Annotated in this window: 10 protein-coding genes; 9 read left to right on the forward strand and 1 reads right to left on the reverse strand. The window is 65.8% G+C overall.

Features of this window, described 5'->3' with window-relative positions:
- Nucleotides 1-95 precede the first annotated feature (95 nt).
- The gene (locus tag ACQP1T_RS16260; protein WP_433762227.1) at nucleotides 96-1,022 is read left to right on the forward strand and encodes an alpha/beta hydrolase; all 927 of its coding nucleotides are present in this window, start codon (nucleotides 96-98) and stop codon (nucleotides 1,020-1,022) included.
- A 63-nt stretch (nucleotides 1,023-1,085) separates the two neighbouring features.
- Here ACQP1T_RS16260 and ACQP1T_RS16265 read toward each other — a convergent pair whose 3' ends face one another.
- Nucleotides 1,086-2,303, reverse strand: coding sequence for a PucR family transcriptional regulator (locus tag ACQP1T_RS16265; RefSeq protein ID WP_433761174.1), 1,218 nt, complete (start codon nucleotides 2,301-2,303; stop codon nucleotides 1,086-1,088).
- 827 nt (nucleotides 2,304-3,130) lie between these two features.
- Here ACQP1T_RS16265 and ACQP1T_RS16270 point away from each other — a divergent pair.
- From ACQP1T_RS16270 to ACQP1T_RS16305, 8 genes are read left to right on the forward strand one after another with little or no spacing between them, the layout of a single operon-like run.
- Nucleotides 3,131-3,394, forward strand: a complete 264-nt coding sequence (locus ACQP1T_RS16270) for an acyl carrier protein (RefSeq protein ID WP_433761176.1) — start codon at nucleotides 3,131-3,133, stop codon at nucleotides 3,392-3,394.
- 3 nt (nucleotides 3,395-3,397) lie between these two features.
- Nucleotides 3,398-9,421, forward strand: a complete 6,024-nt coding sequence (locus ACQP1T_RS16275) for an aminotransferase class III-fold pyridoxal phosphate-dependent enzyme (RefSeq protein ID WP_433761178.1) — start codon at nucleotides 3,398-3,400, stop codon at nucleotides 9,419-9,421.
- Entirely contained in the window at nucleotides 9,418-10,257 is an 840-nt protein-coding gene (locus ACQP1T_RS16280; protein WP_433761179.1) for a hypothetical protein, read from the forward strand. The genes ACQP1T_RS16275 and ACQP1T_RS16280 overlap by 4 nt, the downstream gene beginning before the upstream one ends.
- On the forward strand, nucleotides 10,254-10,508 hold the full coding sequence (locus ACQP1T_RS16285; RefSeq protein ID WP_433761180.1) for an acyl carrier protein: 255 nt from the start codon (nucleotides 10,254-10,256) through the stop codon (nucleotides 10,506-10,508). Before ACQP1T_RS16280 ends, ACQP1T_RS16285 begins: the two co-directional genes overlap by 4 nt.
- On the forward strand, nucleotides 10,505-12,220 hold the full coding sequence (locus ACQP1T_RS16290) for a fatty acyl-AMP ligase (protein WP_433761181.1): 1,716 nt from the start codon (nucleotides 10,505-10,507) through the stop codon (nucleotides 12,218-12,220). The genes ACQP1T_RS16285 and ACQP1T_RS16290 overlap by 4 nt, the downstream gene beginning before the upstream one ends.
- On the forward strand, nucleotides 12,217-13,620 hold the full coding sequence (locus ACQP1T_RS16295) for a cytochrome P450 (protein WP_433761183.1): 1,404 nt from the start codon (nucleotides 12,217-12,219) through the stop codon (nucleotides 13,618-13,620). Before ACQP1T_RS16290 ends, ACQP1T_RS16295 begins: the two co-directional genes overlap by 4 nt.
- Nucleotides 13,617-16,340, forward strand: coding sequence for a PEP/pyruvate-binding domain-containing protein (locus ACQP1T_RS16300; RefSeq protein WP_433761185.1), 2,724 nt, complete (start codon nucleotides 13,617-13,619; stop codon nucleotides 16,338-16,340). Before ACQP1T_RS16295 ends, ACQP1T_RS16300 begins: the two co-directional genes overlap by 4 nt.
- On the forward strand, nucleotides 16,337-17,659 hold the full coding sequence (locus ACQP1T_RS16305; RefSeq protein ID WP_433761186.1) for an aminotransferase class I/II-fold pyridoxal phosphate-dependent enzyme: 1,323 nt from the start codon (nucleotides 16,337-16,339) through the stop codon (nucleotides 17,657-17,659). Before ACQP1T_RS16300 ends, ACQP1T_RS16305 begins: the two co-directional genes overlap by 4 nt.

Genomic DNA, 17,659 nt, shown 5'->3' on the forward strand with positions numbered 1-17,659 from the left:
GTGGCATCGAAATACTGTGTCGCCGTTGGGTGCCCGCGTTGGCGGCGGCTGCGTTCGCGCTAACAGCGGGCCTGGTTGTGGCGCCGCCGAATGCGATGGCCGATGACCCGCCGTCGTCGATCACCGGCTCGTGGGCCGAGGATGATCGCACGGTGCAGCTGCGGGTGTATTCCGCTGCTATGCGGCAGGACATCATGGTGAAGGTATTGCGTCCGGCTGATCGGTCGACGCCGCGGCCGACGTTGTATCTGCTCAATGGTGGTGGGGGCGGGCAGGACAGTGCGACCTGGCAGAAGAACACCGATGTGCTGAAGTTCCTCGCCGACAAAGATGTGAATGTGGTGCAGCCGGTCGGTGGTAGGTGGAGCTACTACACCGACTGGCGAGCACCGGATCCGAAACTCGGTCTGTACAAGTGGAAGACGTTTCTCACCGAGGAGTTGCCGCCACTGATCGATGCGGAGCTCGGCACTACAGGTGTCAATGCCATCGCGGGGCTATCCACTTCGGGGACTTCGGTTTTGCAGTTGCCGATCGCGAAACCTGGTCTGTACCAGGCGGTTGCGGCTTACAGCGGTTGTGCACAGATCAGTGATCCGATCGGCCAGCAGTTCGTGAAGCTCGCGGTGGAGGGCTGGGGCGGCGGCGATACAGTGAATATGTATGGCCCGTCGAATGATCCGATGTGGGCGGCCAACGATCCATACCTGCATGCCGACCAGTTGCGCGGCGTCCACCTGTTCATCTCAACGGGTACGGGCGTGCCGGGCATGTATGACCGCTACAACGGCACCCATATGCAGCCGGGGCCGCGTGGGTTCTTCGATCAGCTGGTGATCGGCGGTGTCATCGAATCGGCGGTGAACTGGTGCACCCAGAACCTGCGCGGCAAACTCGATCAACTCGGCATCCCGGCCACCTACGACTTCCAGCCCACCGGGACCCACTCGTGGGGGTATTGGCAAGAGGCACTGAAGACTTCGTGGCCGGTGCTGGCCGAGGGGCTGGGCATACCCTTCTGATGGGAATACCCACCAGACAAGCGAAAGGCCCGCCGGACGATCATCCGACGGGCCTTCTCGATGTCACGTGCGGTACGTGCGCGCGACCAAAGCGGAGCGCAGATACCAGAGCCCGGAAGGCTGTGATGGGTCGAAGCCGGTGAGTTGTCCGATGCGCTTGAGCCGGTAGTCGACCGTATTGGTGTGCACGTGCAGTACCCGGGCGGTGCGTTGGCGGTTGAGGTTGTTGCCGATGTGGCGCTGCAGGGTTTCCAGCAGTTCGGGGTGCTCGTCCAGCGGATCCAGCAGCGAACCGAGGTACTCGCGGCCAGGGCCCGGCCGGGTGAGTTGGTATTCGAGGGCGAGTTCGTCGAAGCGGTAGAGCCCGGCCACCGCCTGCAGCCGCTGCACCATGTCCAGCAGTTCGTGCGCCTGGTCGGCGGCGTTCGGAATCTGCTCCGGTGTGGCCACCACCATGGTCGCCGTGATGCCGACCTGCGCGGCGTGCGAGAGCCTGGTCACCACGGCGTCGAGTTCGTCGTTGTCGAACTGGGCCGAGGGGATCAGCACGGTGCCGCCGTCCACACTCAGCAGCGACAGCGCGCTCGCGCCGCATTGGGTGGCGAGTTCGGCCTGCAGCCGACGCAACTTGCGCCGGGCCACCACTTGGCTGTCCAGCATCGGATTGTGCTCATCGCGATGCGGTGGAATGGCAACGGCGAGAATGTCGTACGACTCCGCGATGGCGATGCCGCATTCGCGGGCCATGGTCGAGGTGCTGTGTCCGCCGAGCAGTGCGGAGGTGAGTGTGTGCACGGCGGTGTGATGCTCGCTGACGACCGCGCGCAACTCGCGGATATAGGCCACCGAGATCGCGGAGGTGAGCTTGTCGAGCAGTTCGACGACCATCTTGGCGCCGTCGACGAGATTGTCGTAGTCCTTGATCGTCGCACTGGACACCACCAGTTCGAGGCCCATCTGGAAGCCCTCGTGGATGGAATGCAGGATGGTGTCGATCGGCACGCCCTCGCGGGCCCAGCCCGCGGCATGGTCCTCGAGCCGCTGCACCTTCTCCGGGATGTCCTTGCCGTCGAGCATGCTGACCGCGATCTCGAGGCAGACGCGGGTGCTGGCGGTGAAATCGCCGGTAATGGCATCCCCTGGCATCGTCGAGCATGGGATGACGTTGTCCACGAAGTGGCCGACCATCTGTCGGGACAGCGCGCGGACGTCCTTGAGCGGGGACGACATCGGCTTGCCCGAGAGGGTCAGGGTCGGCCTGGTCGAGTGGTCGACGGACATTGGCGTCTCCTTTTCGGCCACGGGTGTAGCTGTGGGGAGCATTCACACTAACCGTCCGAGGTGACGTGTGGACCGGTTCGCATCGTTCTGTGAGAGCGCGCCATCCGGGCGGGCGGACGCTTGTGAACGGTCACAGTGCTTCAGAGGAGCTACCGACGGGTAATGAGAGCCGTCACATCCGTCACCGGGACCAGAAGTTAGCCGGAAGTTCGGGTGCGGCACATGACCGGCCGCCTGAAGTAAAAATGCCGTTACGTGACTTTGTATTCCGTACGAAATGTGTTACCACCCAATACAAAACAAAAATACCGATGGGTCGGTTCGCAAACTTCGCTGTCCGCTCAGTGAACCGGGCATGAACAGCGAATTTATTGCCAAATGATTCCGCGCCGCGATGAAGGGCTGAATGGATGAATTATCTGTGACCGCGAATCGTGGAATGCATTGTCTCAGACGCGCCCTCGTCGGCCCCCTTTTCGATGGGCGTAGTTGGGCGCCATGCGTATCGATGAGCTGAATTAGCCTAATAGTTGCTGTTAGATCCAACCGGCTCTGACTCAACGCTATTCACATTGCCAGCCGTAAATCTGCGGTGTACAGATGTGTGCATGCACCACTGTGATGGCCAACAGTCGTGCGCATGGACTAGATATCGGACGTGACAGTCCTGATTGCCGTATCGGAGGGCAAGTGATCGCAGTCTCGGCTGACGACGAATTCCACGTTGAACAGCGAGTATTCATGCTGTGCGCGATGGATTCGACGGTTTGTGCCCGCGTTGCGCGCACGGCGGACGCGGCAGGTTCGAGCGTATGGGAGGACGTGCGATGACCCGATCGAACGATGTCGGTACGCGGGTGCGTGAACTCTTTTCGCGGGGATTGCAGGTGCCGTCGATCGACGTGAATACGCCGTTGCTGGATTATGGCTTGGACTCGGTGCGGTCGGCCGAACTCGTCATCGAACTTGAGCGCACGTTCGGAATCGAGATCTCCGACGCGGAAGCCGCGACACTGCATACCGCGCGCGATGTAATCGACTGTGTGATCGCCAAGTCCGCCGCGGAACGCCACTCTGGTATAGGGGCATAAGTCGTGTCGGCAGGCGTTCTGTTTTCGGAACAAATAAATTCCTCCGCCATTGTTTCCGAAGACGAATTATTCGAGGATTTCGCACGGCACAACCGCCCCGGACTGGCTCGGCTGCTCCGTGCGTGCCATCTGGATGTCGTGTATGCGGGTGCCGAAAGTGACTACCTGATCCGACCGGATGGGACCCGGGTACTGGATCTTGTCGGTGGTTTCGGTGCCGCGCTGTTCGGGCACAACCATCCGGCGCTGGTGCGGGTGGCGACCGCGCGGCTGAATTCGCGGACGCCGTTCGTCTCCCAGGGCAGTGTCCGGCCGGGGGCCGCGCGACTTGCCCGACGGCTTTCGGAGGCGGTGGGCGCCGGGAGCGGTCGCGAGTACGTGGTGACCTTCGGGTCCACCGGCGCCGATGCGGTGGAGGCGGCGATCCGGCATGCGGCGGTGGCGCACGCCCGGGCCCTCGGCGATCTGGAGACCGAACTACGGCGCACCCTGCGCCGGGTTCGGCGCGACGGCCTGCACGATATTCGTCCGATTGCCGTGGCCGACAACGGATCCGACGACGACGGCCGCTCGGTCGCGGAGATTCTCGCCGAATCAGTGCGCGAGATCGACGAATTGCGGCGGCGCGGACCGGTTTTCGTCTCGCTGACCGGTGCCTTCCACGGCAAGACCGCCGGTGCCTTCGCCCTGACCGAGCAGGCCGATACGCCCGCGGACCTGGTGGTGCCGGGGCCGGAGCGGCGCAGGCTCGACACCTGGGATCCGGACGCGGTGGTAGATGCGTTCGCCGAGGAGCTGCGGCCGGTATGCCGGATCACCTTCGACGGCTCGGGTCGGCCGGTGCGGTCGTGGACCAGGATCTCGCCCATCGCCGCGGTATTCGCCGAGCCGATCCAGGGTGAGGGCGGCGTGCGCGAGGTTCCGGCCGCGACCCTGCGGGCATTGCGTGAGTTGGCCGATCGGCACACGGCGGCACTGGTATTCGACGAGATCCAGTCGGGTATGGGCCGCACCGGAACCTTCCTTGCCGCATCACCGTCGCAGGTGCCCGCGGACTACTACCTGCTCTCGAAATCGCTGGGCGGCGGGCTGGTGAAGATCTCCGCCTTGCTGGTCGACCGGCAGCGCTCGATCGCCGACTTCGGCCGATACCACACCTCGACCTTCGCCGATGACGATCTGTCCTGCGCGGTCGCCGACGCGGCACTGGACCTGCTGCGGGACAACCAGATCCGCATCTGCGATACCGGTGCGCGGCTGCGATCCCGTCTCGACGCGGCGGCGCGGCGCTGGCCCGAGGAAATCGTCGCCGTGCGGGGGCGCGGGCTGCTGCAGGGCATCGAACTATCGCCGCCGGAACCGACATCCGCGCTGCTGCGCGAGATCTGCGATCCGGATATGTTCGGGTACGTGGTGGCTGGGTACCTGCTGCACGTCCACCGGATCCGCATGCTGCCAACGCTTTCCGCGCCGACCACACTGCGCGTCCAGCCCTCGGCGTTCCTCGCCGATGCGGAGCTGGACCGGCTGACGGCGGCGCTCGACGATCTCGCCGCCCTGTTGCACCGCGGCGACTACGCCAGGCTGCTCGCGCATTTGGCCGCACCGGTCAGCACGAATTGGCCGGTGCCGGAACGCAGGTCGCCAGCGCGGCGGCGCATCCACGAGGTCGCCCGCGACTGGAACGCCCCGACCAGGGTGGTATTCCTGGCCAATTTGCCCGAGGCCGCGGATCTGCGCAGATTCGCACCGGAACTGGCCGAATGGTCCGACGGCCAATTCGCCGCACTGTTCGAACGGCTGCGCGGGGTGGCCGAACCCTTCGAACTGACCAGACAGCTCGTCACGTCGCCGACCGGCGCCGTGGTCGAGGTATGCCTGATCGCGGTGCCGATTTCGGCCGAGCAGATCATCGAATGCCAGCGCGCCGGACATCGGGCCTGGCTGCGCGATCTGGTGCTGGAGGCGGTCGATCAGGCAATCGCCTTGGGCGCTAGCGTAATCGGGCTCGGTGGGTATACGTCCATTGTCACCGATGCCTCGCGCGATGTCGTGGAGGACAACGTCAAGGTGACTTCCGGCAATTCGCTCACCGCGGCCTGTGCCTACGAGGTGGTGCGCGCCGAACTCGCCCGCCTCGAACCGGGACAGCGCCGGATCGGCATCCTCGGCGCGCTCGGCAATATCGGCGCCGTCATGGCGGAACTGCTTGCGCCGCTGGCCGATTCGGTCGCCCTGGTCGGGCGGACGGGTTCGGCGTCCAGGCTCGAGCGGGTGGCCGCTGGCCTGCCCGGCGTGGTGACGGTCAGTGAGGACCTGACCGCCCTGCGTACCTGTCGCGTCGTCCTCACCGCCACGAATTCGGCCGTGCCCGTGGTCACCGCCGCGGAACTGGCCGACGACCATCCGGTGCTCGTGGTCGACCTCGCGGTCCCCGGCGATGTGGCACCGGCGGTATCCCAGCAACCGAATATCACCCTGGTCTCCGGCGGACGCATGGCGCTGCCGCTGGGCCAGACACCCCCGTTTCCCGAAACCGGGCTGCCCGCCGGGGTCGTCTACGCGTGTATGGCCGAAACCGTTCTGCTCGGTTTCGAACCGCGCACGCCGAGTCCGTCTTATGGCGGCCTGACCGTGGCAGGCGTACGCGCCGCCCGCGACCTGGCCGCCCGTCACGATGTGCGCCCGGTTCTGCTTCCGACAGGAGCTCTCACCGTGTCCGAAACTCCCACCGCAGCCATATCCGCGCCGATGTTCCTCGGCGCGGCCGATTTCGCACCGGACCGTGCCGGTGGCAAGGCGGGCACCCTGCACGAACTGACCGTGGCCGGGTTCGAGGTGCCGCCCGGCTTCGTCGTCACCGCCGATCTCGATCTGGCCGAGGTATCCGATGACGATCTGAACGGCTGGGTGCGGGCGCTGGGCGGGTTCCCGGTCGCCGCGCGTTCGAGTGGTGTGCTCGAAGACCTCGATGACGCGAGTTTTGCCGGTCAGTACGAGTCCTACCTCGATATCACCGACGTCACCGCCCTGCGCAAACACATCGAGCAGTGCCGAGAGTCGGTGCACAACGAGCGAGTGCGCACCTACCTGGCCCGGCACGGCTATCACCAGGCCGGTGCTTCGGTGGCCGTTCTGGTACAGCGCATGGTCGACGCGCGTTGTGCCGGTGTCGGGTTCAGCATCGACGCGCTTACCGGCATCGAGGACCACGCGGTCGTCGAAGCCTGCCGCGGACTCGGCGAACGACTCGTCTCCGGACATGTCACGCCGACCAGATACACGCTGCGACTGTTCGACGGCACGGTGGTCGAGCGGGACGGGGGCGATGAGGATGTCGAGCTGAATGCCACCGCCACAGCCGAACTCGCCGACCTCATGCTCGCGGTGCAGGCGCACCGGCATCGCCCGCAGGACATCGAGTGGGCCATCGATGGCGAAGGGAAACTGTGGTTGCTGCAGGCACGGGCCATTACCGCGATCAGCTGGCGCACCGATATCGACCAGTTCTCCGACGCTGATCTGCGCGACGGCGGCGTCTCGGCGCGGGTCTGCACGCCGATGATGTTCTCGTTGTACGACAACGCCTTCCAGTATTCGATGCAGCAGTTCTTCGAGCGGCTGAAGCTCGCCGAACCGGGCGTGGAACCGGACTGGATGGCCATGTACTACGGCCGCGCCTACTGGAATGTCAGTGCGGTGAAGAAGTGTTTCTTCCGCATTCCCGGCTTCGACGAACAGCATTTCGACGACGACCTCGGTGTGCTCAACGACTACGGCCCCGACGGTCCGCACCGCACCCCGACGAACGCCAAGACCATTGCGCGGGCACTGCCGGCGGCGCTGGCCGTGCAGAAGAGCTACCAGGATCAACTGGCCGCGGTCGACGCGTTCGCGGCGCGCTGGCCCGCGAAATACGCGGTCTGGCGCGAGCGAGTACGCGAACTGCCGCACACCGACGAGGCCACCTTCGTCGCGGATCTGGCCGACTGCCTGCTCACCTTCCACGCCGCCACCGAGCGCACCTACTTCACCACCATCTACAACAATTCCAGCGTCCAGACCGACTTCAAACAGCTGCTCGACAAGGTGGACGCCGCGACCGGCGGGACCACCTCGGCCATAGACCTGATGGGCGGACTCGCCGATATCAGCCATATGCAGCTGCAGCGCGGCATCGTCGAATTGCACCGGGTGGCACGCGATCACGGCCTGGACAGTCCCGAATGGACGAAAGCGCTCGATGCCTTCCTCGACGATCAGGGCTTCCACGCCGATGCGGAACTGGACCTCACCAGCCCGCGCTGGTCGGAGGCGCCCGAGCGGGTGCGCTCGATGATCGCGGGCATGCTCGAACACGGCACGCCACCCGCGGATCCCGATCTGACACTGGTGGATCAGCGCAAACGCTACGAGGACGAACTCGCGGCGGTGCGCGCGCGGGTGCGGGCCAAGCCGCTGGCGCGGGTGAAGCACGCCAAGGCCTTGGATAAGCAGGTCGAGCGGATGCGACGGTATCTCGTCGCGCGCGAACGCATGCGGGAGTTCTCATCGCAGTGCTATGCGGTCGTGCGCGCGTATGTCGTCGAGGCCGGGGTGCGCTTGGCCGCGGCGGGCACGCTCGAGCAGGCCGACGACGTCTTCCAGCTGTCCATCCACGAGCTCTGTGATCTCGCGGCCGGACGGGCGGACATCTCGACGCTCGCGCCCCGGATCGCTTATCGCCGTGCGGTTTACGCGGGCTACCGGGACCTGGTGCCGCCGCACGAGCTCGGCGGTGGAGTCACCGTCGGCGCGGTGCGCGAGATCGGCGACGGTGATCTGACCGGACTCGGGTGCAGCCCCGGGATTGCCGAGGGCACCGCGCGGGTGATCACCTCGCTGGCCGATATCGACCAGCTGCGCGAGGGGGACATCCTGGTGACTCGGTTCACCGATCCGGGGTGGACGCCCGCGCTCGGGCTGGTTTCCGCCGTGGTGACCGAGGTGGGCGGGATGCTCTCGCATGCGGCGGTCATCGGACGCGAATACGGAATACCGGCGGTGCTGAATGTCGCGGGTGCGACGACGGCGGTTCGCTCCGGTCAGCGGATTCGGGTCGACGGCGGTGCCGGAGTCATCAGCGTGCTGGAGACGGCATCCGAGGTGGTTGCGCCTCCGTCCGATCGAAGCAACAACGGATTCGATGTCAGCGTCCTCGCGGAGCCGGAGCCGGAGCCGGAGCCGGAGCCGGAGCAGGCACGGGAGCGGCCGCGGCCGGTTCCGGGCGAGCCGCCGATCCCGGAACCGGATGAGCCCGCCGTGCCTGCGCGTGCGGTGCCGCTACGACCAACTGATCCCGAGCAACAACCCCAGCCCCCGGAGCACCCACGCCCGGCGGCCACCAGAACGGATGAACCACTGACCGCACGCAAACGCCTGATCTGCATCGCCGGTGCCGACGGATCGGGTAAGACCACCCAGGTGGCCCGCATCGCCGCGGAATTCGAGGCGCAGGGCCAAAGCGTTGCCGCCGTGACCATTTGGGACGCATTCCTCGATCCGAAGGTCTCCTCGAAGCTGCCGTGGCGCAGTCCGGCCGAGATCTACGGCTACCTGAAACTGCTGTCTCCGCTGAGTCGCGCGCACTTCCTGTTCCACGCCATGCAGCTGTCCTTCGACCTCGCCGCCGAACGCGGTCCGGACATCCTGTTGGCGAATGCCTACTGGTACAAGTACTTCGCTACCGAGGTAGCGCACGGCGGCGATCCGGTGGTGCTGCGCAAGCTGGCTGCCGGATTCCCGGAACCCGATCGCACGTTCTACCTCGCGGTGAGTCCGCAGGACGCGTTGGGGCGCAAGCAGTTGCGCAGCGACTACGAGAGCGGCTACGGCGACGAGGAAACCTTCCTGGCCTTCCAGCGACGCAGTCACGATGCGCTGGAGGCATTGTCGGAGGAGTTCGGCTGGATTCGCCTGGACGGCACCGATACACCGGCCGACATCACCAGGGCCGTTCTCACCCAACTGCGGGAGGACGACCGGTGACCCGCCGCGTCGCGATCGTCGGCATCGACGGTTCGGGCAAGTCCTCGGTCATGGCCGGGCTGCGCGAATTGGCCCCGGCCACCGGCTCTTTCGCCGCGATGACCTGCCCGGACTTCCACAACACCAGGAATGTGCCGCTGACCGACCTCTCCGAGCAGCTCAAGGCCTTCAGCGTCGGATGCGATGAAATCGGCAGCCTGGAAATGAAGGCCACCGCGATGTATCTGCAGATGACGCTGTTCGGTCCGGTGGAGCGGCACTTCCTGACCACCTGGACGCCGGACGTGCTGGTATTCGAGCGGCATCCGCTGGTCGAATTGCTGGTCTACGGGCCGCTGTATGTCGCGCTGGCCCGCCCGGAATGGAACGGTCACGATCGCGCCGACGAGATCGCGGCCGTGTTGGAGCGCCACCGACCGGGCACCTTCGCCGACATCCTCGCTTGGCAGCGATCGGAATCCGCGCGTCTTGGCAGCTCCCCGGATATCTGGGACCTGCTGTCGGAGATCGCGGATCTGGTGCGCCGGGACGTGACCGAATCCGTCCCCGGCTTCGCCGACCGTTTTCGCACCACACTGCCCGATGCGGTGCTCTGGCTGGACGCACCACCGGAACAGGCCGCGGCGCGGTGCGCGGAACGCTCCGGGAACGGGCCGAAGGAGGCCCACGAAACAGCAGAGCGACTCGGAGCCCTGCGTGACGGATACCTGCAGGTGCGCGACACCCTCGCGGTGGCCTTCCCCGAAATGGGATTCCACCGCATCGACACCGGCGACGGCGTCGATCTCGAGGAGTCGGTCCGCGCCTGCGTGACGGAAGGGAAGTTACTCGGGTGAATACACAGGCAGGTACCCCGGCCACCGAGATCGAGGCGCGGGTGCGCGCCATTGTCGGTGAGGTGCTGTGGGTTTCGGCGGACGAGATCGATGCGTCCGCGCAATTGATCGACTACGGACTGGATTCGCCGACCGCGATCGAGCTGACCATTCAGCTGGAGCAGGCATTCGGCATCATCATTCCGGAAGACGCTGCAGCACAGTTGAATACGGTCGCCGAGATCGTGCATTACGTGCGGGGTGAGCAGTGACCGCATTGGTTCCCGAGCATCCGACCATCGTGCACGCGCTATTGGCAAGTGCCGAGCGTGCGGCATCGGCACCGTCCACGATTTTCGTGCCGGAGCGCGGCGAAGCCGACGGTGAAATCGCGTGGCGGCACGACGATCTCGCGGCTGCCGCGGGGAGGGCTGCGGCCGCATTGGCGGCTGAGGGTGTCGAGCCGGGGGATCGGGTGATGCTGTGTCTGCCCACCTCCCCCGAGTTCGTCACGGCGTTCTTCGGTGCGCTGGTGCTCGGCGCGGTGCCGACCGCGGTGGCGACGCCCGGCGGGTTCGGTTCGGCGGATATCTTCCGCGACAAGTTCACTCGGCTACTCGGTTATCTGGAACCCGCGGCGGTGGTCGCGACCCGGTCGGTGCTCGCAGGGGGAGCACTGCCGGACGTCGTGGCCGCCATCGACGGCGATGTACTGCACGCCTTGGCCTGTTCGCCGGACGCGCCGACGCTGGCGCCAAGACTCCCCGAACCTGGGGACCTGGCGTTCATCCAGGCGACCTCCGGTTCGACAGGGACGCCGAAGGGTGTGCAGATCACCCACGCGAATCTGGCCGCCAACTGCGAACAGATCGCACAGGCGGCCGCGATGGGGGCGGGCGATACCTGGGTCGGCTGGCTGCCGCTGCATCACGATATGGGGCTGATCGGCGGATTCCTCACGCCGGTATTCCGTGGTATCGATGCGGTGCTCATGCCGCCGAGCCGATTCCTGCGCAGTCCGGGGGACTGGTTGCGTGCCGTCGGCCGGTATCGCGGAACATTCACGGCGGCACCGAATTTCGCGTATGGATACGCGGCGGCGCGGGTTACCGACGCCGAACTCGACGGCGTGGATCTGTCGAGTTGGCGGTTCCTGTTCTGCGGCGCCGAGCCGATCCATCCGCCGACCGTGCAGAGCTTCGTCGACCGTTTCGCGGCCTGGGGACTGCCGAAAGACGCACTGGTGCCCTGCTACGGCATGGCCGAGGCATCCCTGGCCGTCACCGTGAACCGGCCGCACGCGCCGGTCGCCTACGACTCGGTATCGCGCCGGGCGCTCACCGGAAACGGTGTGGCCCTGGATATTCCGGAAGACGACCTCGATGCGATGCACATCGTCGACTGCGGTGCACCGCTGCCAGGCACCGAGGTACGCATCGTCGACCAGGACGGCGCCATCTGCGGTGCGGACGTGGTCGGCCGCATCCAATTCCGCGGCCCGTCGATGACGCTCGGTTACTTCCGGCTGCCGGAGGAGACCGCGGCCGCCAATCGGGACGGCTGGTGGGACACCGGCGATATCGGCTATCTCCGCGACGGTCGGCTGCGCATCACCGGCAGGCATAAGGATCTGATCATCATCCGCGGCGCGAACTACCTGCCCACCGATTTCGAGCTCGCCGCACAGGAAGTCGCCGGTGTGCGGCTCGGCGGTGTCGCGGCCGTCGGTCATGCCGATACCCGAGGGCTCTCCGAGGAGTTGCATCTCATTGTCGAATCCGGGGCGGAGGCGACCGAACACGATGCGTTGCGCCGAGCGGTGCGGGTCGCGGTGAGCAAGCGCACCGGCGTGCTGCCCGCCGGGGTCCGGGTGGTGCCGCCGCGCAGCATCCCGAAGACGACGAGCGGCAAGGTGCAGCGCGCGGAGGCCCGACGGCTGTTCCTGGTCGAGGACGATCTGGTCGGCGCCGGGGGCGCGGCATGAGTGTGCAGCCGAAGTTCGGCGGCCGCCGTCTGGGCGGTCCGGCGCTGCGACATCCACTGGGTGCGTATCCGGATTACCGGGCCGACCCGCTCGCGCTGTTCTACGAACAGGCCGTCGCGCACGGTGGCAGCGTCCGGCTGCGCCTGGTGCATCAGCAGCTGCATCTGCTCGTCGAGCCGGAACACATCAATCAGGTGCTGGTCACCGATGCGGCCAAGTACGAGAAGGGCATCAGCTATCAGAGTCTCAACTATCTGCTCGGACCCGGACTGCTGACCAGCGGCGGTGAACTCTGGAAGCGCCAGCGCGCCCTGATCAAACCCGCGTTCTCCCGTCGCCACGTGGACACCGAGATTCCGCTCATGGTCGAGTGCGGACAGCGGATGCTCGATCGCCTCGATGCGTACGCGGCGGCGGGCACGGCCTTCGACCTGGTCCCCGAGGTGATGGGCTTCGCGGCCGATGTGGTGTGCCGCGCGGTCATGGGCTCCGATATCGACGGTGTACTGCCCCAGATCGAAGACGATGTGCGCGAAGGTGTTTCGTGGGTGATGCGACATATGGCCGCACCCATCCAGGTGCCGCCGACTGTGCCGACCCCGGCCAATCGCCGTTTCCGAGGCGTTCGGGAACGACTACATCGCGTGGTGGACAGCGTCATTCAACGGCGCAGGGACGCCGATACCGAAGCGACGTCCCTGCTGGCCCGACTCCTCGCGGCCCGCGATGACGCCGGGCACGCCATGGATGACGCGCAGCTGCGTCACGAGGTGCTCACCTTCCTGCTCGCCGGACACGAGACCACCGGCGGTGCGCTGGCATGGACCATCTACGAACTCGCCCACAACCCAGCGGTGCTCGCGCGGGTACGCGACGAGATCGATATGGCACTCGCGGTGACCGACGGCGTCGACCGGGCGCTGCCCGCACTGGAGTTGACCGGGCGCGCGATCGACGAGGCCATGCGCCTGCACCCACCCGCATGGGCATTCAGCCGCACCGCCATCGAACCGGACAGCTTCGACCGCTTCGATCTGCGACCCGGCGCGATCGTGGTGATCAGCCCGTTCGTGAACCATCGCTTCCCCGAATTCTGGGATTCACCACTGACCTTCGATCCCGGCCGGTTCACCAAAGAGCAGAACAAAGCCCGCCCGCCCTTCCGCTACTTCCCGTTCGGCTGGGGCGCACATCTGTGCGTCGGCCAGCACATGGCGCTGATGGAGGTGCGGGTGGGCATCGCAATGCTGTTGGCCCGCTACGACATCGAACTCGTCAACGGGATGCGGGTGCGGGAGAACCCGGAGATCTCCAATACCCCCGATCCGGTATTCGTGCGACTCACCCGGCGTGCGCCCGCGGTGCCGAAGGTCGAGACCATGCAGGAGGCCGCGCTATGACCGGAACAACCGTCAGCGATATCGCACTGGCCGCCGAAGCGACGATGGCGGCGCAAGTGGGTGCCAAGGCCGCGAATCTCGGCAGGCTGGTGGCGGCGGGCCATCGGGTGCCACCGTTCGTGGTGCTCAGCGCCGCCGCGTGCGCGCGCATCCTCGAACCGATCAGTGAATCCATTGCCGCGGTCCTGGATTCACTCGATCACACCGACCCCGCGTCGTTGCGTGCGGTGTCCGGGAAGATCCGCACGATCATCCTCGATCAGGAAATCCCGGCGGATATCGGCACCGATCTCGGTGCTGATGTGCGCGAAATCATCGATCGCACAACACAATCCGGTTCCCGGTTGGCCGTGCGCTCATCGGTGAGCGGTGAGGATTCGGCGACGGACTCCTTCGCGGGCCAACTCGACACCTTGCTGAATATCGACCCGGCTGATGTATCGGCGGCCGTGCTGGAAGTGCTCGCCTCGGCCTACTCGGAGCGGTCGCTGTTCTATCGAGCGCATCGTGGACTGGATAACGCCCAGATCGACTGCGCCGTCCTGGTGCAGGTGCTGATCGACAGCGCTGTCTCCGGCGTCGTCTTCAGCTGCAACCCGCAGACCGGCGACCCGGGCGAGGCCGTCGTCTCGGCGGCGCTCGGTCTCGGCGAAGGCGTGGTCGCCGGAACAGTGGAATGCGATACCTATTTCGTCGACACCGCCGCGCGCGCGATCGTGTCCCGTTCGGTGGCCGAGAAACAGAGCCGGGTCGTGGTCGCGGCCGATGGTTCCGGCACGGTCGTCGAACAGATCGCCGCCATCACCGATCCGGCACTCACCGACGCGCAGGTGCTCGAACTTGTGGATACCGCAACGGGATTGGCCGAATCCTTCGGCGCGCCACAGGATATCGAATGGGCCTATGACGCGGACGGCGTGCTGTATCTGCTCCAGGCCCGTCCCATCACCGCGACCGGTGCCCGCGAAACAATTTTCGACAACGTCAATGTCGCGGAGTCCTACCCCGGTCTGTCCAGCCCACTGACCTTCTCGATCCTGCGAAATGCCTATGAGCAGGTATTCCGTGCCTGCCACAAGGATTTCGGCGCCACCGACGCCATCGTCGAACGCAACGCCGCGAGCCTCTACCCCTATCTGGTCGGCACCGCGCACGGCCGCATCTACTACAACATCAGCAACTGGTACCGGCTGTTCCTGCAGATACCAGGCATGGAGTTCGCCATCGAAGGCTGGGAGGCGGCACTCAATATCGAGAACCGCTACCAGCGACCGGTCGCGCCGAAACGCGGTCTGGCCAGGGCCGCGATGTATCTGCTGCGCTTGCGTATCGCCGCCGTCATCACCGTTGGGTGGTTGCGGCTACCGCGACGGTTGCGCGCGTTCTTCACCGAACTCCAGAACTTCACCGCCGATCTGGACCACCGACTGAACCCGGAAACGCCGGATCGGGAACGGGATCCGGAGGCACTGCTGGAGTGGATGGAACGCTGCCTGCACGAACTCGTACCCGCCTACGCGGTGCAGATCTTCAATGACTTTCTGGCCCAGCAGATGTTCCACGTCGTGGGTCTGCTGCTGGAACGCGAAGGCCTCACCGAGACGGCCGCCATCACCTTGCGTAATGAATTGTTCTGCGGCGAAGAGGGTGTCGACAGTGTGGACCCGGTTCGCTCGGCGCTCGCACTGACCGCATCGGTCCGGTCCGATGCCGCGCTGCGTGAGCTGTTCGAGGGACAACTGGAACCGCATGAGGTGTGGAAAGCACTGGCGCAGCCCGAATTCGCCGACTTCCGCGGTGCGTGCCTTCGGCATATCGCCTTGTTCGGCGATCGCACCGTCGACGAGCTGAAGCTGGAAACCGATCCGCTCGGTGAACATCCGGAGCGACTGGTTCCTATGCTGCGCAACTACCTGCGTGGCGGTCAGAACATCGATGAAATGGCCTCCCGTGAGAAGCAGATCCGGCGCGCGGCGGAGCAGACCGCGGCGAAGCTGTTCCGTGGAAAGCTTCCGCAACGGTTGGCATTCCGGTTCGCCCTCGGCCGCGCGCGCGAGCATGTGAAACAGCGCGAGAATATGCGGCTTGGCCGCAGCCGCTCCTTCGGACTGGTCAAGAGGGTTTTCCGGGAATACGGCAGGCAGATGCACGCGGCCGGGCTGCTCGAGGATCCGCGCGATATCTTCTGGCTCACCTACGAGGAGATCGCGGCCCTCACCCGGGGCACCGCGGTCGACACCGATGCGGCGCGCACGGTCGCCACACGCAAGAGCGATCACGAGCGGTGGCGCGCCGAGCAGTTGCCGTCCCGGATCGTCACGGCCGGAATCGCGGCCGTCGGCATCAACGATCCAGCCTTCGAGCATCCCACCCCGACCGGCGATTCCGGCAGCGTGCTGCACGGAATCGGCTGTGCGCCGGGACGGGTCGAGGCTCCCGCGTTGGTGTTGACCACTCCGGAACCGGATATCGTCGTCGACGGTCAGATCCTCGTCGCATCCAGTACCGATCCGGGTTGGGTCTTCCTGATGGTGGCCGCCGGGGGATTGGTCAGCGAGAAGGGCAGCCCGCTGTCACACACCGCCATTATCGGCCGTGAACTCGGCATACCGACCGTCGTCGGCGTTCCGGGCATCACCCGGCTGGTCGCCAGCGGGGATGTGCTGATTCTCGACGGCAAGGCCGGAACCGCAACCATCGTTCAGGAACACAGCTCATGACCTCCACCGCAGCCGCACCGCACGAGACCGCGCACGGCGAGAACTTCAGCCTCGAGCATTACCTCGATCCCGCCGCACATACCTTCGAACAGCGCTTCGAAGAATTCCGGCCCTACGTCGCGAACGCGCGCGGTACCGGATTCGTCCTCCGTGAGATCACCGGACCGGCGGGACCGGTGGTGCAGGTCCGCGATCCCGACGGTGGCACGGTTCGCGACCTGATCATGTTGGGGTCGAACAACTATCTCGGCCTCGGCAACGAACCGGAGATCGTCGAGGCCGCTGTCCGGGCCGTGCGCGAATTCGGTGTCGGTCACGGCGGACCGCCGCTGCTCAACGGCACCACCTCGGTGCACCGGCGGCTGGAGGAACGCCTCGCCGAGACCAAGGGCTGCGAATCCGCACTGGTGTTCTCCTCCGGCTACGCCGCCAATGTGGGGTGGGTGACCGGCCTGCTGCGCAAGGGCGACATCCTGCTCTACGACGAGCAGAGCCATGCCAGCCTCTACGACGGCATCCAGCTCGGGCGAGTCCGCTCGATGGCCTTCGAGCACAACGATCTTCGACATCTGCGACACCGGCTCATGCAGATCCGCTGGCGCAACCCGGGCGCGAATATCGTGGTCGCCGTCGAGGGCGTGTATTCGATGGACGGCGATATCGCGCCGCTGCCGGAGATTCGGGCGCTGTGCGATTCGTTCGGGGCCTGGCTGGCCATCGACGACGCGCACGGCACCGGTGTGCTCGGCGCGAAAGGCCATGGCACCGCTGAGCATTTCGGTATGGGGGCCGGATCGGTCGAGCTCTACATGGGCACCTTCTCGAAGGTGTTCGCCACCACCGGCGGGTTCGTCGCCGGTTCGAAGGATCTGGTGGATACGCTGCGGTTCTTCGCGCGCTCGTACATGTTCTCGGCATCGCTGGCGCCCGCGGTCGTCGCCTCGGTACTCGCCGCCATCGATTTCATCGACGCGCATCCGGAGCGGATCCGCCAATTGCACGACAATGTCGACTATTTCGTGCGCGAACTGCGTCGAATGGGTTTCGCGGTCGATCCGCAGACCGCGATCATCCCGATCCTGGTGCCGCAGCGCCTCGCCGTCGCCGAGGTCGTCGCGGCGCTGCATGCCGAGGGAGTGTTCGTCAACGGCGTCGAATTCCCGGCTGTCCCACGCGAACAGCAGCGACTGCGGGTGAGCATGATGGCCACGCTCAGCCGCGATCAGCTGGATTTCGCCCTGGAGAAGATCTCGACCGTGGCCCGCCGCTTCGCCTTCCATCCCGAACAAATCGGTCCGACCGAAGAAGGAATCCGCTGA

Origin of the sequence: Nocardia sp. CA-135398 (genome assembly GCF_050955845.1) — a bacterium.
Taxonomy (GTDB): domain Bacteria; phylum Actinomycetota; class Actinomycetes; order Mycobacteriales; family Mycobacteriaceae; genus Nocardia.

What these genes read in the sequence shown, in the direction of transcription:
- ACQP1T_RS16260 (WP_433762227.1), top strand. Translation starts at nt 96, where the DNA reads ATGGCCGATGACCCGCCGTCGTCGATCACCGGCTCGTGGGCCGAGGAT.
- ACQP1T_RS16265 (WP_433761174.1), bottom strand. Translation starts at nt 2,303, where the DNA reads ATGTCCGTCGACCACTCGACCAGGCCGACCCTGACCCTCTCGGGCAAG.
- ACQP1T_RS16270 (WP_433761176.1), top strand. Translation starts at nt 3,131, where the DNA reads ATGACCCGATCGAACGATGTCGGTACGCGGGTGCGTGAACTCTTTTCG.
- ACQP1T_RS16295 (WP_433761183.1), top strand. Translation starts at nt 12,217, where the DNA reads ATGAGTGTGCAGCCGAAGTTCGGCGGCCGCCGTCTGGGCGGTCCGGCG.
- ACQP1T_RS16300 (WP_433761185.1), top strand. Translation starts at nt 13,617, where the DNA reads ATGACCGGAACAACCGTCAGCGATATCGCACTGGCCGCCGAAGCGACG.
- ACQP1T_RS16305 (WP_433761186.1), top strand. Translation starts at nt 16,337, where the DNA reads ATGACCTCCACCGCAGCCGCACCGCACGAGACCGCGCACGGCGAGAAC.